The sequence below is a fragment of the Caballeronia sordidicola genome (assembly GCF_000729995.1).
Classification (GTDB): Bacteria; Pseudomonadota; Gammaproteobacteria; order Burkholderiales; family Burkholderiaceae; genus Caballeronia; species Caballeronia sordidicola_A.
Genome location: NZ_JNFG01000033.1, coordinates 26,544 through 47,514, shown reverse-complemented (window position 1 = coordinate 47,514; position 20,971 = coordinate 26,544). Strand labels below are relative to the sequence as shown.

Below are 20,971 nucleotides of genomic sequence, written 5' to 3'. Positions count from 1 at the left end.
GAATGGCCTATCGCTCCGATACCGCTTGCGTGCTGACACACGGCGCCCAGTAGAATTGCATCTCCAAGTACGCAATCCGGACGTCCCCATGTCTTCCACAATCCAAGCGTTTCTCAAGCCGCATGAGCACGACGTCGGCAACCTTATGGTGCGTCGGGTACTGCCTGCGCTGGCCGCCCGCACTATCGGACCGTTCATTTTCTTCGACCATATTGGCCCTGCAACGCTTGTGCCTGGGGTAGGGCTGGACGTGCGCCCCCATCCGCACATAGGCCTCGCGACCGTCACGTATCTCTTCGAGGGGGCGATCATGCATCGCGACAGCGTCGGCTCAGTCCAGAAGATCTCGCCCGGCGACGTGAACTGGATGACGGCCGGCGGTGGCATCGTGCATTCGGAACGCACGCCCGACGAGGAACGCGCCGCCGGGCAGAACATGCACGGCATCCAGACGTGGGTCGCGTTGCCCGTAGCGGAAGAGGAATGCGCGCCGTCGTTCGAGCATCATCCGGCCGCGACGCTGCCGCAACTCGAACGCAATGGCGTGACGTTGCGGGTGATCGCCGGCAGCGCGTTCGGCGAAACGGCGCCGACCACCACGTTCTCCCCCACTCTCTATGTCGCGGCGCAATTTTCAGCGAACAGCGCGGTGACGCTCGATACGGAACATGAGGAACGCGGGGTCTACCTGCTGGAAGGCGATCTCTCCATTGACGGAGACGTGCTGCCCGCGGGCCAAATGGCCGTGCTGAAGCCGGGGTTTGCCGCCGATCTGCGCAGCGCGGAAGGCGCTATCGCCATGCTGCTCGGCGGTGCGCCGCTGGACGGTCCGCGCTTCATCGAGTGGAATTTCGTCTCGAGTTCGAGGGAAAAAATCGAGGCCGCAAAACTCGCGTGGAGCGAGCAGCGGATCGGGCAGGTCCCCGGCGAAACGGAGTTTATCCCGTTGCCGCCGCCGCGCCGCTCGGCTAATCCGCCGGAAGCCTGAGGCTTATGAGGTTTATGAGGCTTACGAGCCTCAGGGATTGAAGCCCGAGGCCGCCGCTGAATCAGGCATGCAGCCGGTTGAACTCGGCCGGCTTGCCCCAAGATAATGAGACATCGTTTACGCGTTTCTGGAGGAACACCATGGATACAACACTCGCCACGTTCGAACAGGACGTAATCGCCGCGTCCACGCTTGCGCCGGTGCTCGTCGATTTCTGGGCGCCGTGGTGCGGTCCATGCAAGACGCTCGGCCCGATGCTCGAGCGGCTGGAAGCGGAAGGCGCGGGCAAGTGGAAGCTGGTGAAAGTGAATGTCGATGAAAATCCGGAACTGGCGCAGCATTTTCAGGTACGCAGCATTCCGCACGTCGTCGCGTTCGCAGACGGCCACGCGGTCGACCAGTTCATCGGCGTGCTGCCGGAAGGTCAGCTGCGTGAATTCATCGACAAGCTGGTACCGGACGGCGCGGAAGCCGAGCGCAGTGCCGCGCACGCGGCGTACGCGGCAGGCGACACCGATCTCGCCATTGACCATGTCAAGGCGACGCTGGCACTTGATCCCGGTTATGACGACGCGCGGCTGGACCTGATCGAGTGGCTGCTCGCAGCAGGCCGTACGGACGAAGCGCGCGATGAAGAGAAGCTGTTGTCACCGAAAACCACGCAAGGGATCGATGCGCGCTACAACGCGCTAAAGACCGAACTGGACGCCGCCGATGCCGCGGCCAGCCTTCCACCCGCCGACGCCTTGATCGACGCCGTGAACGCCAATCAGGACGATCTGGAAGCCCGTTTTGCGCTGGCCAACCGTTTGATAGCCGGTCGAGATTACAACGGCGCGCTGGAGCATTTGTTCGCGATCGTGACGCGCGACCGCGCGTTCATGGACGACGTAGGCCGCAAGACCATGCTGTCGGTGTTCGGCCTGGCCGCGCATCAGCCGGAAGTGGTTTCGCAATGGCGCCGCAAATTAAGCGCAGCAATTAACTAACGCATTAATGCCCGGAGCCAAAACCTTTCAAATAGTTTAAATCGATATTTTTGCGAGAAGGCGTTTAGAAAATGGCCGTTTTGAAAACGGCCATTTTTTCGAGTTACGCTCAATGTTCAACCGCGTTTCGCGATTTCCCTCAAGACATATGCGGCAGCGGCGAATCCGAAACTGGCTGTCACGCAGACGCTCGATCCGAATCCAGCGCAGTTTAGTCCAACCGGTCCCATAGCAGTGGGCACCGTTTCTTCCGTGCCGGCCGCTTCGCTAGCGTTCCCCGAAGGTGCTTCGGGGTAGATCAGCGGCTCGTCGGAATAGACCGCACTCACCTTGAACTTCGCTTTTGGCCCACGCGGAAAGCCGTGCAATTTGCGCAGTTGCCCGCGCACCTTCGAGAGCAACGGGTCCTGGATCGTGAGCGCCAGATCGTCGATACGAATCCGCGTCGGATCCAATTGCCCACCCGCCCCGCCAACGGTGATCATTGGCTGTCCATGCTCAACACACCACGCAATTAGCGCCGTTTTCGTACGCACGCTGTCAATTGCATCGATCACGAAATCGAAACCGCCGCCCAGCACAGAATTGAAGTTGGCGGGCTCGATAAAATCTTCGACCTGCTCCACCCGGCACGCCGGGTCGATCAGGTGAATGCGCTCGGCCATTGCGCTCACCTTGGCCTTGCCGTAGTTGCCGTCCAGCGCGTGCACCTGGCGGTTCGTATTGCTTTCGGCCACGTTGTCGAGATCGATCAGCGTCAGGCGACCGATCGCATTGCGCGCCAGCGCTTCGACCGTCCACGAGCCCACGCCGCCAATCCCGATCACTGCCACATGCGCGCGTTCGAACGCCGCGAGCCCGGCCGGACCATACAAGCGCGCCACGCCGCCAAAGCGCCGGGCGCGGTCGGCGGCTTCAAACTCCGGCGTGGCGGGGGTAAGATTTAAAGTGTCGGCGGAGGCAGGAAAAGCGGTCATGATGAGGTGGGCAGCGGGTCGGCAAAACAAGCAAAAACAAAGCAAGAAGGCATCAAGAAAGCATGACAACAGTGCCTCGCGGCACCGGTCCGCACTGACGCTCTATCGCAACGATAGAACCGGAGATCAGCAGGAATTCGCTGAATTGCGTATTCTGCCTTATCGAAGATTGGACGTAAGAAATCATCGGCCAGTTTTTTGAAAGCAAAATGAAAATAACTGCCGAATTGCATCAAATTCTGTCGCCCGGGAACATGATCTAAATCATTGAAGATCAAAGGGACATTGGCGGTAAAGCGCAGAATTTGAAGACCTTGGCTATACTAATGCGATTGAAGCGTTTGCATAAAAAATGATGACCCTCGCCGATCTTAGAAAGAATTATTCCGTCGGATCGTTGGAAACATCCGACGTGGATCCCAATCCAATTCGACAATTCGAAACGTGGTTCGCGCAGGCGCTCGACGCACAATTACCCGAACCCAATACCATGACGCTCGCGACCGTCGACGAGCGTGGCCACCCTTCAGCGCGCATCGTACTGATCAAGGGCGTCGACGACCGAGGGTTCGTTTTTTTCACGAATTACCTCAGCCGCAAGGGTCATGAACTCGCGAGCAACCCCGCCGCGAGCCTACTGTTTTACTGGATTGAACTCGAACGCCAGGTGCGTATCGAGGGCTCCGTCGTCAAGACAAGTCCGGAAGATAGCGATGCGTATTTCGCGTCGCGCCCGCTTGGATCGCGAATAGGCGCGTGGGCGTCGGAGCAGAGTGAAGTGATCGAAAGCCGCGCGGTGCTTGAGGCCCGCGAGCGCGAATTGATTGCAAAATACGGTGACAACCCGCCGCGTCCGCCACATTGGGGCGGCTACCGGCTCGTTCCCGACACCATCGAATTCTGGCAGGGCCGTCCGTCACGGTTGCATGACCGTGTCGTCTATAAACGTGCTGCACCTACGCTTGGCGGTAATGGCCAGCAATGGCAAATCGTCCGCTTATCGCCTTAGCCTTAGCAAGAGTTCGACCTTCGCCGGGTTCCTCGTGAGCCCGCATTGACTGGACCCGCGTTAAAAACGCGTCTCGTTGCGGCGTGTCCGGGAGGGGAAGGGCAACGGACTAAGGGCAAGCGACAAGGCCTCGCGAACAATGTGGAAAACGTGCAGTGCAATCGACCCGGTTTAGCTTCATTTTCATCTGAGCGCGGAGAACGAGCATGTTTTGGGAGAAAAAGCTGACGCAGTGGGTGCAGGACATTCGGGACCGGGCGAACCTGCCCGCCCGGCTGGTACTGTGGGATGGACAGCAACATGACTTCGGAAGTTTCGCGGCACCGCAGGTTACGCTGCATGTGAAGAGCGCGACCGCCCTGCCCTATCTGCTCGAACCGAGTCTCGACAACCTCGGTGAAGCCTATGTGAAGGGCAAGATCGACATCGAAGGCAAGCTGTCGGACATCATCAATATCAGCTACGGGCTGGCCAAGAACACTGTCACGGGCGCGAGCAAGCTGGCGCGCGTGCGGCGCTACTTCACTCATTCGAAGGCGTCGGACAAGAAAGCCATTCAGTACCACTACGATGTATCGAACGAGTTCTACGAGCTGTGGCTCGACAAGAACATGGTCTACTCCTGCGCATATTTCGAGAACGGCGATGAAGACCTCGCGACCGCGCAGATCAAGAAGATCGACCACATCCTCACGAAGATCCAGTTGCAACCGGGCCAGCGCCTGCTCGACATCGGCTGCGGCTGGGGTGCGCTCGTCTTGCGCGCCGCGCAGAAATTCGGTGCGAAATGCGTGGGCGTCACGCTCTCGCAGAACCAGTTCGATCTCGCCACGAAACGCGTGAAGGACGCCGGACTCGAAGGTCAGATCGAGATCCGCCTGCAGGATTATCGCGACATACAAGGCCAGTTCGACCGGATCACCAGCGTCGGCATGTTCGAGCACGTCGGCCGCAAGAACCTGCCCGGTTACTTCACCAAGGTGCGCGAACTGCTGGTCGACGACGGCATTGCCATGAACCACGGCATCACGTCGACCGACTTCAACAGCGGCGAGACGGCGTTGGGCGGCGGCGAGTTCATCGACCGGTACGTGTTCCCGGACGGCGAACTGCCGCACATCGGGCTTGCGCTCCAGGCGCTGCAGGAAGGCGGCCTCGAAGCCGTCGACGTGGAAAGCTTGCGCCGTCATTACGCGCGCACGCTCGACCTCTGGGCGGAAAATTTCGAGGCGAAGGCGGAGCAAGCAAAGGCGCTCGTCGACGATGAAAAATTCCGCATCTGGCGCGTGTATCTGGCGGGTTGTGCGTACGCATTCGAGAACGACGACGTGTCCATTTATCAAATTGTCTGCCGCAAGGCCGGTCGAAGCGCGAAAACGCTGCCGTGGTCGCGCCGGTATATCTACGATAAATCGCTCTGAGTTCAACGCCTGACCTGCCCGCTTCCGATGAACCCGCATCCAGTGACGAACTGGATGCGGGCGTGGAACTGCACGCACAATCCGTGTTGCAGGTCGACCTGTTCGGGGCGGTGGAAGAGCCGGCAACACAGACGAGCAAAGCGGCGACCGAGTCTCTCCCAAAAGCAAAATCACGTGGCGGCGTCTTGCCCGCACTCGCCGTGCCCGACCATCACGCGTTAGCTCTCCGTCTCCCCGACACCGTTCATATTGGCCCGTCGACGTGGTCGTTTCCCGGCTGGCGCGACATCGTCTATGGCGACGAATACTCGTCCGCGAAGCTTTCCCGCGATGGCCTCAACGCGCTCGGCGCGCATCCGCTGCTGCGCTGTGTATCGATAGACCGTTCGTTCTACGGGCCATTATCGGTGGCGGACTATGCGCGCTACGCGAACCAGGTGCCGGCCCATTTCCGCTTCATCGTGAAAGCGCCGGCTTCCGTCACCGATGCCACCGTCCGCGGCGACAAAGGCGCACCCGCCGGCGATAACCCCGCGTTCCTGAACGTGCGCATCGCCATCGATGAATTCGTCCAGCCGTGCATGGCCGGCCTGGGTGAAAAAGCCGGCGCGCTCGTGTTCCAGATTCCGCCGTTGCCGGACGCGCTGATCGTCGATCCAACCGCGTTCCTCGAGCGCCTGTCCGTGTTTCTCAACGCATTGCCATCGCTGCCGGGTGAAAGTTGCTACGCGGTGGAATTGCGTGACGCCATCATGCTGACGCCGCGGTTTATCCGCGTGCTGCGTGATGCGAAGGTGCGATATTGCATCGGCATTCATGCACGCATGCCCGATCCCCGGCGTCAGGCTAAGGCGCTCGCGCTATTGGATGAAGGTGGACTGGGGCCGCTGATCGTGCGCTGGAGTCTGCACGGCGGCTTCAAATACGAGCAGGCGAAAGCGAAGTACGAACCGTTCGATAAACTCGTTGATGAAGACCCCGACACGCACGAAGCACTCGCCGAACTCGCGCTGCGCTACGCGCTCGCAGGGCAGCCGGTGGTGATCGCGGTGAACAACAAGGCGGAGGGTTCGGCGCCGCTAACGTGTTTCAAGATCGCGCAGTATCTGGCGGCAGGGATGCCGCGGGAATAAAAAACGGGCTTCGATTTCGCGAAGCCCGTCTTGCCTTATATGCCGTTCAAGCCCTCAGCGTTTCAGCCGATGCGCGAACTTCTGCCTGAACTTCGCCACCTTTGGCGCGACCACGAACGCGCAATATCCCTGATTCGGATGCTGCTCGAAGTAGTTCTGGTGATAGTCCTCGGCCGGAAAATAATTTCCGTTCAGCGGCGTGACTTCGGTGACGATCTTGCCGTCGAAGACGCCTTCTTTCTGCAATTCATCGATCACTTCCAGCGCGATCTTTCGCTGTTCATCGGAGTGCGTGAAGATCGACGACCGGTACTGCGTGCCAACGTCATTGCCTTGCCGGTTGAGTTGCGTCGGATCGTGGGTCGCAAAGAAAATCTCCAGCACGTTGCGATACCCGATCACCGCCGGATCGAATTCCACCTTGATGACTTCGGCGTGCCCGGTCGTGCCGTCGCAGACCTGCTCGTACGTTGGGTCCTTCTTTTGGCCGCCGGCATAACCCGATTCCACCGACAGCACGCCTTCAACGCCTAAAAAAACCGCTTCGGTACACCAAAAGCACCCGCCGCCAATGGTGGCCGTTTCGCGCTTTGCCTGCTCGTCATGTTGCGTCATGCTGGCTCCTGGTTCGTGTTCCGCGAGACCTGTCAAATGCGTGCGGAAGCGTGTGAATCAACCCTTCCAGCTTACTGGTTTTCGGTTGTCCGCGTTGCCTGTACGGCCTTTAGCACAGAGGCGAACGGGCCGATTCCGATAGAATCGTAACAATCGCCTATCTTCCGATGACTTCGAAAACTTCATCCGGCTTCTTGTATCGCTAATTTATGCCGCCTGGATTTCGCCGATACCGTCGAACCTGAACCCATCCCGATGAAACGCGCTAATCCACCGAATTTCGACGCCAGCTCTTTCCGCGACGCACTTAGCCAGTTTGCCACCGGCGTCACCGTCATCACCACGCGCGCCGAGTCCGGCCAGTTGATCGGCATTACCGCCAGTTCGTTCAACTCTGTTTCGCTCGATCCGCCGCTCGTGCTGTGGAGCCTCGCGACCAAATCCGCGTCGATGTCCGTATTCCAGGCCAATAGCCACTACGTCATCAACGTGCTCGCATCGACGCAAGTCGATCTTTGCAAACGCTTTGCGACGGTCAAGGGTGACCGTTTTGCCGGGGTGTCACATGCCGCGGGCGACACCGGCATGCCGGTGCTCGACGGTGCGCTCGCGTGGTTCGAATGCCACAACCGTAGCCGTTATCAGGAAGGCGATCACGTGATCTTCGTGGGTCAGGTGGAGCGATGCGGCGTGCACGAGAATGCAGCGGAAATTGCCCCGCTGGTGTTTCAGGCGGGGCAATTTCATGGACTTGGATCGCTGTGACGGGCTTGTCCGACTTGTCACGCGCTTGGGTTAAGACACGCTACCGGTTCGGTCGATCAGGGCGACCGGTACGCCCGCTTCGTCCTTCATGGTCTGAAGCACGATGTTCGAGCGGATATCGATCACACCCGGCGCCTTGTAAAGCTTGCTGAGGATGAAGTCGGAGTAGTGCTTGAGATTGTATGCAAGCACGCGCAGCACGTAGTGGGTGTCGCCGGTCACCACAAACGCACCCACCACTTCCGGCCATTCCCGCACGGCGGCCGCGAATTTCTCGTGCCAGTTTTCCTGGTCGTTGCGCATGGAAACATGGACGAACGCCTCCAGTTCCACGCCTAGCCGCTCCCGGTCCAGGCACGCGCGATAGCTCGCGATCACCCCTTCTTCCTCGAGCAGCCGCATGCGGCGCAGACACGCTGACGGCGATAGCGAAATCCGCTCAGCCAGATCAAGGTTGCTGATGCGACCATCTTCTTGCAGCACCGACAAAATACGGCAATCCGTTGCGTCCAGCGAGAACCCGGTCATTTTTTAGTCTCCCTGCGGCTGTTTCATCGAATTATGTTCTAAGAGCCGTGTTTTTGGGATGTTATTTCTAAATCACTTTTTGACCGATTTCGGCTCGATTTCACTATTAAGCGGCTTTATCCGGGCTCAATCAGCGTTCTTTCACGCCAGTCGCGCCGCCAGCGTCCGTAGCTTGGGCGCAACAATATTGCGGAAATAGGCTTCATCCATTGATGATGCCGGGCCGCTGCTGCTCAGCACCAGCCATCGCCCGTTGCGGATATCGCGTAACGGCGCCGCGATTGCGTTCACGTCGGCATGCCAGTCACGAAACGAATAACAGCAGCCATCGCGGGCGTAATCGTCGATAGCCTCTTGCGCCGCCTTCACGAGCCGCGCGCCGTCTTCACCATTTTTCACCGCCGCCGCGCCGAGTTCTTCGAGCAAAGCCGCCCGCTGGTCCGGTTTCTGCACCGCCAGATACGCGCGGCCCATTGAGCTGGTCAGCATGGACAGCCGTGAGCCGGGAGCAAGGCCTAGCGTCAGCGCCGTCTCGCTGCGGATGGTTTCCAGATAGATCATGTCGAGCCCGTCGCGGCATCCCAACGACACCGCCGCCCCAATTTCCCGTGCGAGAACCCGCATGTGCGGACGCGCGAGTTCGAGCGCATCGGCGCCTGCCAGCAAAGCGAATCCCAGCGACAACACGCCTGTGTCGAGCGCGTATTTGCCGGCCGGTTCGTCAAAACGGAGATAACCGAGCGTGGTCAGCGTGTAGGCAAGGCGGTTGACGGTGGCTTTGGGCAGGCCGGTTCTATCGACGAAATCACGATTGCCCAGCAAGGTCTCGCCCGGACGAAACGCTCGCAGCATCTCCAGGCCACGCGCCAGCGCGACGACAAACTTGCGCTCATCGATTCCTTCTGATGAATCGGGAGTTTCGGAAGGCTTCGAAGGCTCGGAATTTCGGATGGAAGTTATTGGCATCGGATGCTAGACTCGGTTCTTATTTGCAAAACATTGTTCCGCTTAGCGGAACATCAGTCAAGTCCTAAGATCAGGAACAGAGGAAACAGGAGATACAACATGGCCGATGACGCCCGTTTTAGCTGGGAAGATCCGTTGCTGCTCGACCAGCAACTCAGCGACGAAGAACGCATGATCCGCGACGCCGCGTACGCTTACGCGCAGGACAAGTTGCAGCCGCGCGTGCTCGACGCGTTCCGCAACGAACACACGGACGTGGCGATCTTCCGTGAGATGGGCGAACTCGGCCTGCTCGGACCCACCATTCCCGAAGAGTACGGCGGTCCCGGCCTCAACTACGTCAGCTATGGCCTGATCGCTCGCGAAGTTGAACGCGTGGATTCGGGCTACCGGTCGATGATGTCAGTGCAATCGTCGCTCGTCATGGTGCCGATCAACGCATTCGGCACCGAAGCGCAAAAGCAAAAATATCTGCCGAAGCTGGCGACGGGCGAGTGGATCGGCTGTTTCGGGCTCACCGAGCCGAACGCCGGTTCCGACCCGGCCAGCATGACAACGCGCGCCAAAAAGGTGGACGGCGGGTTTTCGATCTCCGGCCAGAAAATGTGGATCTCGAATTCACCCATCGCCGATGTGTTCGTCGTGTGGGCAAAGCTGGAAGAGGAAGGCCGCGATCTGATTCGCGGTTTCATCCTGGAAAAAGGCTGGAAGGGCTTGAGCGCACCGGCCATTCACGGCAAGGTTGGCTTGCGGGCATCGATTACCGGTGAGATCGTGATGGACGAGGTCTTCGTCCCGGAAGAAAACCTGATGCCGAACGTGAGCGGCCTCAAAGGCCCGTTCACCTGCCTGAATTCGGCGCGCTACGGTATTGCCTGGGGCGCGCTCGGTGCAGCCGAAGCATGCTGGCACATGGCACGGCAATACACGCTGGATCGCAAGCAATTCGGCCGGCCGCTTGCAGCCAACCAGTTGATTCAAAAGAAACTTGCCGATATGCAAACGGAAATCACCCTTGGGCTGCAAGGCGTTCTGCGTCTGGGCCGCATGAAGGACGAAGGCACGGCGGCCGTCGAAATCACGTCGATCATGAAACGCAATTCGTGCGGCAAGGCGCTTGATATCGCGCGACTGGCGCGCGACATGCTCGGCGGCAACGGTATTTCGGACGAATTTGGCGTGGCGCGCCATTTGGTGAATCTGGAAGTGGTGAACACGTATGAAGGCACACACGACATCCACGCGCTGATCCTCGGACGCGCTCAGACGGGGATTCAGGCGTTTTTCTGAGGTTCGTTGAATCGGGATTCTCTGCGGGTTGCCCGGAAAGCAAAAAGCCAACGCGTTTCATGCGTTGGCTTTTTGCATTTTTACTTGCTCCTTGCTGCTAGTTCCGGCCAGCGCTTACTTGTCCGGCTGCGGCGTGAAGCGCAGGTACGGGCGCACTGCCTTGTAGCCCTTCGGAAATTTGCGCTTGATCTCCTCCGGGTCTTGCAGCGACGGCACGATGATCACATCGTCGCCCTGCTTCCAGTTACCGGGCGTTGCGACCGAATGGCTGTCGGTCAGTTGCAGGGAATCGATCACGCGCAGGACTTCATCGAAGTTCCGGCCGGTGCTCGCCGGGTACGTAATGGTCAGGCGAACCTTCTTCTTTGGATCGATGACAAAAAGCGAGCGCACGGTCAACGTGGCATTCGCGTTCGGATGAATCATGTCGTAGAGCTCGGACACCTTCCGGTCGCCATCGGCCAGGATCGGAAAACCGACACTCGCGGCCTGCGTTTCGTTGATGTCCTTGATCCACTCCTTGTGCGACTCCACGTTATCAACCGACAACGCAATTGCCTTCACATTACGTTTCTCGAACTCGCCCGCGAGCTTCGCGGTCAGGCCGAGTTCCGTGGTGCAGACAGGCGTGAAATTTGCCGGATGTGAAAACAGCACGCCCCAGCTGTCGCCTAGCCATTCGTGAAACTTGATACGGCCAACGCTGGAATCCTGTTCGAAATCGGGCGCCGTGTCGCCTAGACGCAAGCTCATGATGTGTCTCTCCTCGAAGTGATGCGCCGTGTTGTTCGTCACACGGCGCAGGTCTGGTACAGGTTGGTTGCAGGTATCTGGGTCTTGTCCGGCGGGTTTCGGCCCGGGAGTTGGCCCGGGATTCGTCCCGATTTGGTCCCGACTTCGTCCGGCTCAGCCAGACCGATCGGGGTCGTCCCGACGCGTCAGGCCCGGCAAAAAGTCAAAGCATAAGGGACTAGACCTGCACAACGAACAAACTTTCCGTCACATCGTCATGCGTTTTTGTAATTTTTCGGGTTTGACGGAAATTTTCGCCGGCCGGAGTGGCGTCATTCCCTGCACCAATGTGTGCGACGTGCATTTAATGGCCGCTCCTACGCGCTGGTGCGATTCCCTTTTTGACGGTCCCGTGACAAGCTTTGTGACAGCAGGAACAAAACCTGCATGGTTTGATCCAGGGGCCGGATGGACGCCAATAAACGAGCGCTTCTTTGGTACGATTGGCGTTGCCTCACCTGTGTGGAGCCATCAATGTCAGAAATCAATAAGGAGCGATTCATGTCGGATATCAAAACCGTTCTCGCAGACGCTGAAGACCTGTTGAAACAGGCCGCAAGCGCCACGGGCGAGCGTGCATCCGAGTTGCGCGAGACCGCTCTGACCCGCTTGAAACAAGCGAAGGAGAAGGCCGCCGACGTGCAAGTCGTGGTGATCGAAAAAGGCAAGAAAGCTGCTCGTGCTACCGACGACTTCGTTCACGAACGCCCATGGGCATCAATCGGGATTGCTGCAGGTCTGGGCGTCGTCGTTGGATTGTTGATCAATCGTCGCTAATCTTCACCAATCCCAGAGGCCGGTTGGCCCCGGGTTAGCCCATTTGCTTGCCGCTGTTTGCCGGGTATCCCGAGCTAACCTGACTGGTGAAAACCGTGACTGCCTTGGACCGCCGGAGTTTTCCTGACCGGCGTCCAGATTAATAGACCGGCCGGAGCGCGTAGCCGCCCCGGCCGGAAATCTTCGCGCCAAAAATAACGCGCTCCTCGCGCTCAAGCCATGACGACAGAAAGGCAATCTCAGCACGATCCCCAAGGGCCCTTGCGCCGCATCGTCAGCTCCGTGTTCGCCATTTTCGAAACTCGCCTGGAACTGATCGGCATCGATCTCGCTGAGGAAAAGGAGCGGCTGATCGGCGTGCTCTTCCTCGGTCTTGCCGCCATGATGCTCACCATGATGGCGCTCATTACGCTCACCGTGCTGGTCGCGATCGCGTTCTGGGACACGTACCGGTGGCAATCGCTTGCGGGGATCACGGTTGCGTACGCGCTGGTTGCCGTGTTTTGCGCCGTTCGCGCGCGCGCCGGCCTGATCAATGCCCCTAACGTCTTCGACAGCACGATCGCCGAGTTCAAAAAGGACCGCGACACGTTCAAGTGATGCGCGCGAAGGGCTCACCTCATGGCGACGCCCCAGTAGTACGAGTACGACAAAACAGTATTCATCGACGACTTTCCAAGAGCCCGCCACGCCATGAGTCACAACGACGACACCTTCAAAGCTCAGAAGCGAGCGACCGCGCACAAGCTGAGCACACCCCACATGCGCGCATTGCGTAAGGAACTGCTGATCGCGCGGGCGGACGTCGAGCGCATGGAACTCGCGCAGGCCAGCGCCGATCTGCGTTACAAATTCTCGCATTTCAGTGTCCTTAATTTGCTGATGCCGGGGCGCCGCAAACGCGGCCGGGGAGCGGGAGGCAGCGGATTCATGAGCCGGCTTGGCGGACTGAGCGGCCTGTTTAGCGGCGCGGGTGGCCTGGGGCTGTTGCTCAAGCAATATCCCGTCGTGAGCTCTCTTGCTTCGCTGGTGCTCACGAAACCCGTCCGCTCACGGCTGCTAGCGAGCGCGAAACCGATACTCAAGTGGGGCGGTCTTGGCCTGGTCGGGTGGGAAGCGTATCGCGTATGGCAACAGATCAAGTCGAGTCCGGACAAGCCGTCATCCCCCGACGTTGCCGTCGATCCGGACGCCTGACACGCCAGGCCCGGGCATCCGGACTGCACGGTGCGTGGGTTCAATTCGCTCATTTGCCGCTCCAGCACGCCGCCACTTTGGGCGGCGTGAGTTTTTCAACCGACCGATTTGACCTGACGCCCGTCGCGTCCAGCGAATAGATCCCGCACGTGTCGTTCGCGTCGACCGGCTGCGCTTCAATCGAATACCCGCCGTTCTGCTCCGACTCGCCGAGCATACGCAACACGTAGACAGCTGTGCCCAGCGCGGGCGCTTGATCGAAGCCAACGGGCAGCTTGGCAACCGAGTCATTGCTCGACACCGTTCGCGTGCTCTCCACATATTGAGCGGCGCGATAAAGCGCGGTCACCGCATCCAGCCGATGCCCTCTTGCCACCTGTTCCCGATAAACCGGCATGGCGAATGTCGCGATGATCGCCGCCACGCCGAGCGTAATCATCAGTTCGAGCAGCGTGAAGCCCTTGTCTATCTTGTCTATCGTGGTCATGGCGAACCCTCTTGAAACGGCTTTGCGACAATGCGTCGCCAGTGCCGCACGATGCCGTTTTCACCCATTTCAATCTCCTGCTGTAACCACGACTCGTTGTCCGGCATCCGGCCGAAACCGCGGGCGGTAATCAAAATAGCGCCGGCTTGATCGCTGGTCCGCGCCGGCCATGCTTCGATCAGGCATTGGGGCGGTCGTATCGCGTATGGCCACGATGCAAACGGCATCACAGCACTCGCCGATGCACCTTCGAACGAAGCCTTCAGCCGCCATTTATTTGGTTCAGCGGCAAGCGGACCGGTGAGGCTTTTTAGTGCGGGCAGCGAGTCGAGCGCGATGCTGGCGCAGCGGATCAACGCGCTGTCGGCGCTGTGAAACGCCTGCACGCGCTCACCCAAATTGGTGGTTACTCGCGCGCTGACGAGCGCCGCCTCAAGCCATGCGACGGCGGTGACCAGTAACATCGACGACATCAGCAGGACGATCGGCAACGCAATGCCGCGTGAGCGTCTACGTAGGCGGATACCTAAGCGGGTACGTTTGTTCATGACGATGCCACTGCCGGAGTGTTCGGTGAGTTCGCTACATTGCGCAGTGCGATGCGACGCCGGAAAACTTGCCGGATGCGACCGTCCGCGGACACGACCGACGCACCATCGCAATCGGCATAACGCGGGCGAGCCGTCGCGCTCGGACTGTCTCCTCGAACGACCAAACACACATCCACGGCGACGACCAGCGACCAGCGGTCCTGCGAGATCGCCGCTGCCTCAACCGAGAACGATGCATCTTTCAGCCAATAGCCGAACTTGATCCGTTCAATCCCCTCGACCAGCGGCTGCCCGGTGCCGGGCTTGCCGCTTCCTTCGCAATACAACTCCGGCTCGACCGTGGACGAACTCGCCTTCGCGTAATAGCGGTTAACGATCCACTCACCCGCCGATATCTGCCCGAGACAGTCTGTCGGCAAGCCGGACGACGACGGCCACGTCGAGATCGTATCGGCGGCATAGCGGACAACGATGCCGTCGGAACGGCTCGCGAGTGCCTCGCACGCGGGCGCGGCGTCGCTACCAGTTGGGCGGCCTGAGGAGCATCCGAACAACGGCGGCATCCGGTCTGCCTGCCCAGTGCCGGCCGGCACGAAACCCGCCATCTGCACTTGCTGGCCAATCAGGTCGAGGGCGGTGCTTGCTGCGTCGCGCAGGCGCGTTGTTTCCGTTGCATGGTCGTAGGCAGACCGCTGCCCGCGATACAACGAAATTGTCGCGAGAACGATCAGCAAGCCGAGCGCCACGGAGATTGATAGCTCGAGCAACGTATGGCCGCGCTGCAAATATCTGGAAGCGCTCATCGTGCGAACGCCACGGTCACGCAGGCGAGCTTTGCGCCCACGCTCGGCTCCGCACACACAGCTTCACCGTCACTCGATGCCTGCGCTCGCCATTTCACGACTGCAATGTGCAAACCATCGCCACGGCCCAGCACGTCGACATCGCCATCGGGCAACTGCGCCGCGGCTCGCGTACGCCATTGCGTCACGACCGGATCGCGATCTGTATCGCGACGTATTCCCTCTGCAACGGAATCCGCAATCGACGTTGCCAGCTCCCGCGCCATCAGCGAACGTTCGTTGCGAGCCAGCCACATTTGCGAGCCGATAATTCCGAGCGCCGTAATAGCCGTCAGCGACATCGCGATCAGGACTTCGATCAGCGAATCACCCCGTCCAACCTTACGCAATGGACGTGTCATGCCGCCGCCCCACACGCGCCTTGCGTTAACCGGGGCCGGCCGCCGGCCGCGAGCCGGATGCAGCGGCGCCCGCGCGCTCCAAGCGACGCCAACGCGTTGTCGCGCGCACTGAAGTCGAAGCTGCGAAAGCCGCCGATCACCTGGCCCGAGGGCGGCGTGAACGACAACTCACTCCCCGTGCCGCCAATAGCAATGCCGCTCGCCGCTGGCTGCATTCTCAACAGCACGCGCGCGCCGCCTCGCTCGGCGAATAGCGCCCATCCGCATGACCAATCCGTCAAGCCGCCGTCGCAGGCTTTGCTGGCCGCGAGACACGCGTGCGCGACATCGATCCGGCACAAGGTCACGCGTGCGCCGCGCCGGATCGCTTCCGAGCACGCCAGCGTGAGGGTGGACATCATTGTGCGCGCCCGTGCATCAATCTGATCCCGCTTGTGCCAGACGACAACGGACGGCGTAGCGAACGTGGCAACGACAGCGATAACGGCAAGCACGACCGCGAGCTCGACCAGCGTGAAGCCTGATAAACATCTCAAATTCATCTGCATCCCTTATCGATTGAACTGGGCCAACACTCAATCTGAAGAGAATTTTCGATGTCCGCCATTAGCCGATCGGTCGACTATCGGACGTGCAAAAGCCTCGACATACTGTCGAAACGATCACTGGATTCAAGCAAGAAAGGAAAGGAAAATGCAGAAACGCTCAGCGCTTGCGAGGACTGGATTTGCGCGGCGCGGTGCGCCGGAATTCCTCGAGCACGTCTTCGAATTCGGACACGTCTTCGAAGCGTTTGTAGACCGACGCAAAACGCACGTACGCAATGGTGTCCAACTGGCGCAGCTCGTTCATCACGAGTTCGCCCAGACGGTCGCTGCGAACTTCGCGTTCGCCGCTGCCAAGCAACTGGTATTCGATCCGCGCAACGGCGGCGTCAATGGCGTCTGCCGCAACCGGGCGCTTGCGCAGCGCCAGTTGCATGCTCGCCACAATCTTCGCGCGATCGAACTCGGTGCGGCTGCCATCCTTCTTTACTACGGACGGCAACGCGAGTTCCACGCGTTCATAAGTGGTGAAACGCTTGTCGCAAGCGGGGCAACGCCGCCGCCGGCGAATCGCCGCCCCGTCTTCCGACACGCGCGAATCCGCCACTTGCGTGTCCTCGTGCCGGCAGAAGGGGCAGCGCATGGCTTAGCCGTAGACCGGGAATTGCTTGGTCAACGCGGCAACCTTCGCGCGTACGCGCTCGAGGTTGGCTTCGTCTTCCGGCGCGTCCAGCACGTCGGCAAACAGGTTACCCACCTGCTCGGCCTCAGCCACACCGAAACCGCGCGTGGTCATGGCCGGCGAACCGATACGCACGCCGCTGGTGACGAACGGCTTTTCCGGGTCGTTCGGAATCGCGTTCTTGTTCACTGTAATGTGCGCCTTGCCGAGCGCAGCTTCCGCCGCCTTGCCGGTGATGTGCTTCGCCCGCAGGTCGACCAGCATCACGTGGCTTTCGGTACGTCCGGAGACGATCCGCAAACCGCGCTTCACCAGCGTTTCGGCCAGCACGCGTGCGTTGTCCGCGACTTGCTGCTGATAGACCTTGAATTCCGGCGACAACGCTTCCTTGAACGCAACAGCCTTGCCGGCAATCACGTGCATCAGCGGACCACCTTGAATGCCCGGGAAAATGGCCGAGTTGATTTGTTTCTCGTACTCGGCCTTCATCAGGATCACGCCGCCGCGCGGGCCACGCAGGCTCTTGTGGGTCGTGGTCGTGACGAAATCCGCGAACGGCACCGGGTTCGGATAAACACCGGCCGCGATCAGGCCGGCGTAATGCGCCATGTCGACCATGAAATAAGCGCCGACGCTCTTCGCGATCTTCGACAACCGTTCGAAATCGATCTTCAGTGCGAACGCCGATGCGCCCCCAACGATCAACTTCGGCTTGTGCGTTTTAGCCAGCTCTTCGGTCTTGTCGTAGTCAATATCTTCGGCTTCGTTCAGGCCGTAGCTGACCACGTTGAACCACTTGCCCGACATGTTCACCGGCGAGCCGTGCGTGAGGTGGCCGCCTTCGGCCAGGCTCATGCCCATGATGGTGTCGCCAGGCTTGAGCATGGCGAAGAACACACCCTGATTGGCTTGCGAGCCAGAATTCGGCTGCACGTTGGCGGCTTCAGCGCCGAACAGCTGCTTCACACGGTCGATAGCCAGTTGCTCGACAATATCGACGTACTCGCAGCCACCGTAATAGCGCTTGCCCGGGTAACCTTCCGCGTATTTGTTCGTGAGTTGCGAGCCTTGAGCGGCCATGACGGCCGGGCTCGTGTAGTTTTCCGACGCGATCAGCTCGATGTGATCTTCCTGCCGACGGTTTTCCAGCTCGATCGCCGCAAACAATTCCGGATCGACTTGGGCGATAGTACTTTGGGCTTTATCAAACATACGTTTTCCGTTGAATGGATGCCAGTTGACCGGATCGCGCGTGCGCATATGCACCGCGCCGCTGGAGCGCGAAGCACGATGGGTCCCAAGCGAGGCGGAAGAGAGAAGCTCCGTTACGCGAGACGGACAGCCACCGGCAACGCAACGAGCGCGTGCGGATCTCAGCTGCCCAGGCGAACGGCAAAACGACACCCTGCGCTTCACGGTGGGTTAATCCACCTTGGATCCGAAGATCCTTGTCGCCAGTTACGCAGGGCTGGAGCGCCCTAGTTTAATGGGCCGCCTGAGAATAGGCAACTGCCGAAAAGCGCCTTAAACAGGCGCTTCCAAGGCCATAAAGTACCGCCGGCCGCCGCGTGCAAGCGTCGTCCAGGGGCTAAAATTGCATCCCGGGAGCGGAATTTGCGCCAGGTAGCCGGTCTTGTCGGGTCGGATTGAATTGCGCACGACATAAAAACTGGCAACTTGCCGCGTCGCAGCAATGGAAGTACGCTGTCCGGCTTTCCCGCAAGCGCCCGAGCGCCGGGCGCCGCGCGCGAAAACTCCCTTTCCGTAACCTGACAATCAACATTACAACCGGAACCCGCACATGATCGTATTTGTCACTGGCGCTTCCGCCGGCTTCGGCGCAGCCATTGCCCGCACGTTTGTAAAAGGCGGCCATCGCGTGATCGCAACCGCGCGCCGCAAAGACCGCCTGCTGGCGCTATCGCAGGAACTCGGCGACGCGCTGCTGCCCGTCGAACTCGACGTTCGCGACGAATCGGCGATCAAAGCGGCTATCGCAGCGCTCCCGGACGCTTTTTCCCAGATCGACGTGCTCGTCAACAATGCCGGCCTGGCGCTCGGCCTGGAACCGGCACAGCGCGCGAGCCTGGACGACTGGAACAACATGATCGATACCAACTGCAAGGGCCTCGTCACGGTCACGCACGCGTTATTGCCTGGCATGGTCGAACGCAATCGCGGGCACGTGTTCAATCTAAGCTCGATCGCAGCGTCCTACCCCTATCCGGGCGGCAACGTGTACGGCGCGACTAAAGCGTTCGTGCGCCAGTTCAGCCTGAATTTGCGGGCAGACCTGACCGGCACGGCGTTGCGCGTAACCGACATCGAACCCGGGCTGTGTGGCGGCACGGAATTCTCCAACGTCCGCTTCAAGGGCGACGACACGAAAGCCGCCAACGTCTATAAGGACGTGCAACCGCTGACGGCCGAGGACATTGCCGATTCCATTTACTGGATCGCCACGCGACCGGCGCACGTGAATATCAACACGATCGAGTTGATGCCGGTCGCGCAGTCGTTCGGCTCGCTGACCGTGCATCGCGGCTGATCCGAACGAAGTGATTACGCCAGGCGTTCACCTGATAGTTGACGGAAAGCAGCGGCCGCCAGCACGTTTCGACGGTCGCTTTGCAGCTTCCGGTAAAATGCGCGGATGAACATGTCCACCAGCGAGCCTCAACAGGCGAACCGCCTCTTGACCTTCGATTGGCCGCTTCGGGTCTATTACGAAGACACGGACGCCGGCGGCATCGTCTTCTACGCGAACTACCTGAAGTTTTTCGAACGGGCACGCACTGAATGGTTACGGGCGTGCGGCATCGACCAGCGTGTGCTGGCCGAGTCGGACGGCGTATTGTTCGTCGTCAAGCGCACGGCGCTGGAATACTCGGCGCCCGCGCGCCTCGACGATGTCATTCATGTGGTAAGCCGGATCGAGCGTATTGGCCGGGCATCGGTGGATTTCCATCAGGAAGCGTGGCGGGACGGCACCTTGCTGGCTTCAGGCGACATCAAGGTGGCGTCGGTCAGTCTTGGCGCCATCCGCCCGGTCGGGATTCCCGCATCGGTGCTCGACGGATTACGTCGCGGACCGCAAAAATCGGTTGCAGACAACGCGTCAACCATGCCGATGCCGGCACCGTTTAAATCATCTTGTTCAGAAAAACCCATGTAGACAAAGACCCTTTGACTCCATCAAGACCTGAACTGAACTGAATCGAGCCTGCGTGCCATCGGGCGTGCAGGCACAGAAGTACCGAGCATGTGCTCCCAGGACCGGTCTACGCTTTCAGTCGTTTGTCGAAAACCTGACAGTTCCCGGCTAGTGCACTTCGGACGCCCCTTTGGGACGTAACAGCGGACTTTTATGAACACTACACAAGACCTGTCGATCATTTCTCTCGTCATCCATGCCAGCCTGTTGGCGCAGGCCGTCATGGCGCTGTTGCTGCTGCTGTCGGTGCTGTCGTGGACTTACATCATCCGCAAGTGGTTTGCCATTCGGCGCGCACGGAATCAGACCGAGCGCTTCGAACGCGATTTCTGGTCGGGCGGCGACCTGCAGGCGCTTTATCAAAGCGCTGCCAACAACCGCCACACAATTGGCGCGCTGGAACGGATCTTCGAATCGGGCATGCGTGAGTTCCTGAAAGGCAAAGAACGCCGCATGAACGATCCGGCGGCCATCCTCGACGGTTCCCGCCGCGCGATGCGCGCTGCGTTCCAGCGTGAAATGGATGTGCTCGAAGTGAACCTCGCGTTTCTCGCATCGGTGGGTTCGGTCAGTCCGTATATCGGTTTGTTCGGCACGGTCTGGGGGATCATGAATTCGTTCCGCGGCCTCGCTAACGTACAGCAGGCAACGCTTGCGAACGTGGCGCCGGGTATTGCCGAAGCGCTTGTGGCCACGGCAATCGGCCTGTTCGCCGCGATTCCGGCGGTGGTGGCGTATAACCGCTACGCACACGATATCGACCGCCTCGCGATCCGCTTCGAAACGTTTATCGAAGAGTTCTCGAACATCTTGCAGCGTCAGGCTCACTAAGGAGTTCAGA

The 20,971-nt window shown here is 59.9% G+C and carries 25 protein-coding genes and 1 riboswitch; of the genes, 13 read left to right on the top strand and 12 right to left on the bottom strand.

Translation table 11 applies throughout. The features are described from left to right. Nucleotides 1-88 precede the first annotated feature (88 nt). Entirely contained in the window at nucleotides 89-988 is a 900-nt protein-coding gene (locus FH08_RS0127125; protein ID WP_031361371.1) for a pirin family protein, read from the top strand. Nucleotides 989-1,128: 140 nt separating this feature from the next. Beyond that, a complete protein-coding gene (trxA, locus tag FH08_RS0127120; protein ID WP_031361370.1) occupies nucleotides 1,129-1,977 on the top strand; it encodes a thioredoxin in 849 nt (282 codons plus the stop codon). Between the two features lie 116 nt (nucleotides 1,978-2,093). Here trxA and FH08_RS0127115 read toward each other — a convergent pair whose 3' ends face one another. Beyond that, nucleotides 2,094-2,954 carry a tRNA threonylcarbamoyladenosine dehydratase gene (locus FH08_RS0127115; RefSeq protein ID WP_031361369.1) on the bottom strand — a complete coding sequence of 287 codons (861 nt, stop codon included), beginning with the start codon at nucleotides 2,952-2,954 and terminating at the stop codon, nucleotides 2,094-2,096. A gap of 352 nt (nucleotides 2,955-3,306) precedes the next feature. On the opposite strand from FH08_RS0127115, the gene pdxH reads away from it, so the two are divergent. From pdxH to FH08_RS0127100, 3 genes are all read left to right on the top strand, one after another. After that, entirely contained in the window at nucleotides 3,307-3,963 is a 657-nt protein-coding gene (gene pdxH, locus FH08_RS0127110) for a pyridoxamine 5'-phosphate oxidase (protein ID WP_031361368.1), read from the top strand. Between the two features lie 206 nt (nucleotides 3,964-4,169). Beyond that, entirely contained in the window at nucleotides 4,170-5,384 is a 1,215-nt protein-coding gene (locus FH08_RS0127105; protein ID WP_031361367.1) for an SAM-dependent methyltransferase, read from the top strand. A 50-nt stretch (nucleotides 5,385-5,434) separates the two neighbouring features. Then, nucleotides 5,435-6,517: a DUF72 domain-containing protein gene (locus FH08_RS0127100; RefSeq protein ID WP_051888578.1), complete on the top strand. Its 1,083-nt coding sequence runs from the start codon at nucleotides 5,435-5,437 to the stop codon at nucleotides 6,515-6,517. A 54-nt stretch (nucleotides 6,518-6,571) separates the two neighbouring features. On the opposite strand, the gene msrA is transcribed toward FH08_RS0127100, so the two are convergent. Continuing rightward, a complete protein-coding gene (gene msrA, locus FH08_RS0127095) occupies nucleotides 6,572-7,132 on the bottom strand; it encodes a peptide-methionine (S)-S-oxide reductase MsrA (protein ID WP_031361365.1) in 561 nt (186 codons plus the stop codon). Nucleotides 7,133-7,387: 255 nt separating this feature from the next. Here msrA and FH08_RS0127090 point away from each other — a divergent pair, with 255 nt between their 5' ends. Further along, nucleotides 7,388-7,897, top strand: coding sequence for a flavin reductase family protein (locus FH08_RS0127090; RefSeq protein WP_031361364.1), 510 nt, complete (start codon nucleotides 7,388-7,390; stop codon nucleotides 7,895-7,897). A 30-nt stretch (nucleotides 7,898-7,927) separates the two neighbouring features. Here the strand turns inward: FH08_RS0127090 and FH08_RS0127085 are convergent, their stop codons facing one another. Further along, a complete protein-coding gene (locus FH08_RS0127085; protein ID WP_031361363.1) occupies nucleotides 7,928-8,425 on the bottom strand; it encodes an Lrp/AsnC family transcriptional regulator in 498 nt (165 codons plus the stop codon). A 141-nt stretch (nucleotides 8,426-8,566) separates the two neighbouring features. Beyond that, nucleotides 8,567-9,391, bottom strand: a complete 825-nt coding sequence (locus tag FH08_RS0127080) for an IclR family transcriptional regulator (RefSeq protein WP_035567229.1) — start codon at nucleotides 9,389-9,391, stop codon at nucleotides 8,567-8,569. A 99-nt stretch (nucleotides 9,392-9,490) separates the two neighbouring features. On the opposite strand from FH08_RS0127080, the gene FH08_RS0127075 reads away from it, so the two are divergent. After that, nucleotides 9,491-10,681, top strand: coding sequence for an acyl-CoA dehydrogenase (locus tag FH08_RS0127075; RefSeq protein WP_031361361.1), 1,191 nt, complete (start codon nucleotides 9,491-9,493; stop codon nucleotides 10,679-10,681). A 114-nt stretch (nucleotides 10,682-10,795) separates the two neighbouring features. Here the strand turns inward: FH08_RS0127075 and FH08_RS0127070 are convergent, their stop codons facing one another. After that, entirely contained in the window at nucleotides 10,796-11,434 is a 639-nt protein-coding gene (locus FH08_RS0127070) for a peroxiredoxin (RefSeq protein ID WP_031361360.1), read from the bottom strand. 513 nt (nucleotides 11,435-11,947) lie between these two features. On the opposite strand from FH08_RS0127070, the gene FH08_RS0127060 reads away from it, so the two are divergent. The 3 genes from FH08_RS0127060 to FH08_RS0127050 all read left to right on the top strand — a co-directional run bounded on the left by FH08_RS0127060 (nucleotide 11,948) and on the right by FH08_RS0127050 (nucleotide 13,447). Continuing rightward, nucleotides 11,948-12,250 (top strand): DUF883 family protein, encoded by a 303-nt coding sequence (locus tag FH08_RS0127060; protein WP_031361359.1) that lies wholly within the window; start codon nucleotides 11,948-11,950, stop codon nucleotides 12,248-12,250. 219 nt (nucleotides 12,251-12,469) lie between these two features. Then, nucleotides 12,470-12,850 (top strand): phage holin family protein, encoded by a 381-nt coding sequence (locus FH08_RS0127055; protein WP_031361358.1) that lies wholly within the window; start codon nucleotides 12,470-12,472, stop codon nucleotides 12,848-12,850. A 93-nt stretch (nucleotides 12,851-12,943) separates the two neighbouring features. Further along, complete coding sequence (locus tag FH08_RS0127050) at nucleotides 12,944-13,447, top strand: DUF3318 domain-containing protein (protein ID WP_031361357.1); 504 nt, start codon at nucleotides 12,944-12,946, stop codon at nucleotides 13,445-13,447. A gap of 49 nt (nucleotides 13,448-13,496) precedes the next feature. On the opposite strand, the gene FH08_RS0127045 is transcribed toward FH08_RS0127050, so the two are convergent. The 7 genes from FH08_RS0127045 to glyA form a co-directional block, all read right to left on the bottom strand. Next, entirely contained in the window at nucleotides 13,497-13,934 is a 438-nt protein-coding gene (locus FH08_RS0127045) for a type IV pilin protein (protein ID WP_031361356.1), read from the bottom strand. Further along, nucleotides 13,931-14,482, bottom strand: coding sequence for a pilus assembly PilX family protein (locus FH08_RS0127040; RefSeq protein ID WP_035567228.1), 552 nt, complete (start codon nucleotides 14,480-14,482; stop codon nucleotides 13,931-13,933). Before FH08_RS0127040 ends, FH08_RS0127045 begins: the two co-directional genes overlap by 4 nt. Continuing rightward, nucleotides 14,479-15,288 carry a PilW family protein gene (locus FH08_RS0127035; protein ID WP_031361354.1) on the bottom strand — a complete coding sequence of 270 codons (810 nt, stop codon included), beginning with the start codon at nucleotides 15,286-15,288 and terminating at the stop codon, nucleotides 14,479-14,481. The genes FH08_RS0127040 and FH08_RS0127035 overlap by 4 nt, the downstream gene beginning before the upstream one ends. After that, a complete protein-coding gene (locus FH08_RS0127030; protein ID WP_031361353.1) occupies nucleotides 15,285-15,689 on the bottom strand; it encodes a type IV pilus modification PilV family protein in 405 nt (134 codons plus the stop codon). Before FH08_RS0127030 ends, FH08_RS0127035 begins: the two co-directional genes overlap by 4 nt. Continuing rightward, nucleotides 15,686-16,237 carry a GspH/FimT family pseudopilin gene (locus FH08_RS0127025; protein ID WP_031361352.1) on the bottom strand — a complete coding sequence of 184 codons (552 nt, stop codon included), beginning with the start codon at nucleotides 16,235-16,237 and terminating at the stop codon, nucleotides 15,686-15,688. Before FH08_RS0127025 ends, FH08_RS0127030 begins: the two co-directional genes overlap by 4 nt. A 157-nt stretch (nucleotides 16,238-16,394) precedes the next feature. Then, entirely contained in the window at nucleotides 16,395-16,877 is a 483-nt protein-coding gene (nrdR, locus tag FH08_RS0127020) for a transcriptional regulator NrdR (RefSeq protein WP_031361351.1), read from the bottom strand. A gap of 3 nt (nucleotides 16,878-16,880) precedes the next feature. Continuing rightward, nucleotides 16,881-18,128 (bottom strand): serine hydroxymethyltransferase, encoded by a 1,248-nt coding sequence (gene glyA, locus FH08_RS0127015; protein WP_031361350.1) that lies wholly within the window; start codon nucleotides 18,126-18,128, stop codon nucleotides 16,881-16,883. A gap of 160 nt (nucleotides 18,129-18,288) precedes the next feature. After that, nucleotides 18,289-18,388, bottom strand: a riboswitch (ZMP/ZTP riboswitch). 329 nt (nucleotides 18,389-18,717) lie between these two features. Between glyA and ydfG the strand changes: the two genes are divergently transcribed. The 3 genes from ydfG to tolQ all read left to right on the top strand — a co-directional run bounded on the left by ydfG (nucleotide 18,718) and on the right by tolQ (nucleotide 20,961). Continuing rightward, nucleotides 18,718-19,464 carry a bifunctional NADP-dependent 3-hydroxy acid dehydrogenase/3-hydroxypropionate dehydrogenase YdfG gene (gene ydfG, locus FH08_RS0127010; protein ID WP_031361349.1) on the top strand — a complete coding sequence of 249 codons (747 nt, stop codon included), beginning with the start codon at nucleotides 18,718-18,720 and terminating at the stop codon, nucleotides 19,462-19,464. A gap of 111 nt (nucleotides 19,465-19,575) precedes the next feature. Then, complete coding sequence (gene ybgC / locus FH08_RS0127000; protein WP_051888577.1) at nucleotides 19,576-20,091, top strand: tol-pal system-associated acyl-CoA thioesterase; 516 nt, start codon at nucleotides 19,576-19,578, stop codon at nucleotides 20,089-20,091. A 192-nt stretch (nucleotides 20,092-20,283) separates the two neighbouring features. Continuing rightward, nucleotides 20,284-20,961 carry a protein TolQ gene (gene tolQ / locus FH08_RS0126995; protein WP_031361347.1) on the top strand — a complete coding sequence of 226 codons (678 nt, stop codon included), beginning with the start codon at nucleotides 20,284-20,286 and terminating at the stop codon, nucleotides 20,959-20,961. Nucleotides 20,962-20,971 lie beyond the last annotated feature (10 nt).

Coding starts and splice junctions, on each gene's coding strand:
- FH08_RS0127105 (WP_031361367.1), top strand. CDS start 4,170: ATGTTTTGGGAGAAAAAGCTGACGCAGTGGGTGCAGGACATTCGGGAC.
- FH08_RS0127115 (WP_031361369.1), bottom strand. CDS start 2,954: ATGACCGCTTTTCCTGCCTCCGCCGACACTTTAAATCTTACCCCCGCC.
- FH08_RS0127025 (WP_031361352.1), bottom strand. CDS start 16,237: ATGCAGATGAATTTGAGATGTTTATCAGGCTTCACGCTGGTCGAGCTC.
- FH08_RS0127060 (WP_031361359.1), top strand. CDS start 11,948: ATGTCAGAAATCAATAAGGAGCGATTCATGTCGGATATCAAAACCGTT.
- FH08_RS0127090 (WP_031361364.1), top strand. CDS start 7,388: ATGAAACGCGCTAATCCACCGAATTTCGACGCCAGCTCTTTCCGCGAC.
- ydfG (WP_031361349.1), top strand. CDS start 18,718: ATGATCGTATTTGTCACTGGCGCTTCCGCCGGCTTCGGCGCAGCCATT.
- FH08_RS0127055 (WP_031361358.1), top strand. CDS start 12,470: ATGACGACAGAAAGGCAATCTCAGCACGATCCCCAAGGGCCCTTGCGC.
- msrA (WP_031361365.1), bottom strand. CDS start 7,132: ATGACGCAACATGACGAGCAGGCAAAGCGCGAAACGGCCACCATTGGC.
- FH08_RS0127045 (WP_031361356.1), bottom strand. CDS start 13,934: ATGACCACGATAGACAAGATAGACAAGGGCTTCACGCTGCTCGAACTG.
- tolQ (WP_031361347.1), top strand. CDS start 20,284: ATGAACACTACACAAGACCTGTCGATCATTTCTCTCGTCATCCATGCC.
- FH08_RS0127085 (WP_031361363.1), bottom strand. CDS start 8,425: ATGACCGGGTTCTCGCTGGACGCAACGGATTGCCGTATTTTGTCGGTG.
- FH08_RS0127070 (WP_031361360.1), bottom strand. CDS start 11,434: ATGAGCTTGCGTCTAGGCGACACGGCGCCCGATTTCGAACAGGATTCC.
- FH08_RS0127080 (WP_035567229.1), bottom strand. CDS start 9,391: ATGCCAATAACTTCCATCCGAAATTCCGAGCCTTCGAAGCCTTCCGAA.
- FH08_RS0127035 (WP_031361354.1), bottom strand. CDS start 15,288: ATGAGCGCTTCCAGATATTTGCAGCGCGGCCATACGTTGCTCGAGCTA.
- pdxH (WP_031361368.1), top strand. CDS start 3,307: ATGATGACCCTCGCCGATCTTAGAAAGAATTATTCCGTCGGATCGTTG.
- FH08_RS0127075 (WP_031361361.1), top strand. CDS start 9,491: ATGGCCGATGACGCCCGTTTTAGCTGGGAAGATCCGTTGCTGCTCGAC.
- FH08_RS0127040 (WP_035567228.1), bottom strand. CDS start 14,482: ATGAACAAACGTACCCGCTTAGGTATCCGCCTACGTAGACGCTCACGC.
- glyA (WP_031361350.1), bottom strand. CDS start 18,128: ATGTTTGATAAAGCCCAAAGTACTATCGCCCAAGTCGATCCGGAATTG.
- FH08_RS0127030 (WP_031361353.1), bottom strand. CDS start 15,689: ATGACACGTCCATTGCGTAAGGTTGGACGGGGTGATTCGCTGATCGAA.
- trxA (WP_031361370.1), top strand. CDS start 1,129: ATGGATACAACACTCGCCACGTTCGAACAGGACGTAATCGCCGCGTCC.
- ybgC (WP_051888577.1), top strand. CDS start 19,576: ATGTCCACCAGCGAGCCTCAACAGGCGAACCGCCTCTTGACCTTCGAT.
- FH08_RS0127050 (WP_031361357.1), top strand. CDS start 12,944: ATGAGTCACAACGACGACACCTTCAAAGCTCAGAAGCGAGCGACCGCG.
- nrdR (WP_031361351.1), bottom strand. CDS start 16,877: ATGCGCTGCCCCTTCTGCCGGCACGAGGACACGCAAGTGGCGGATTCG.
- FH08_RS0127125 (WP_031361371.1), top strand. CDS start 89: ATGTCTTCCACAATCCAAGCGTTTCTCAAGCCGCATGAGCACGACGTC.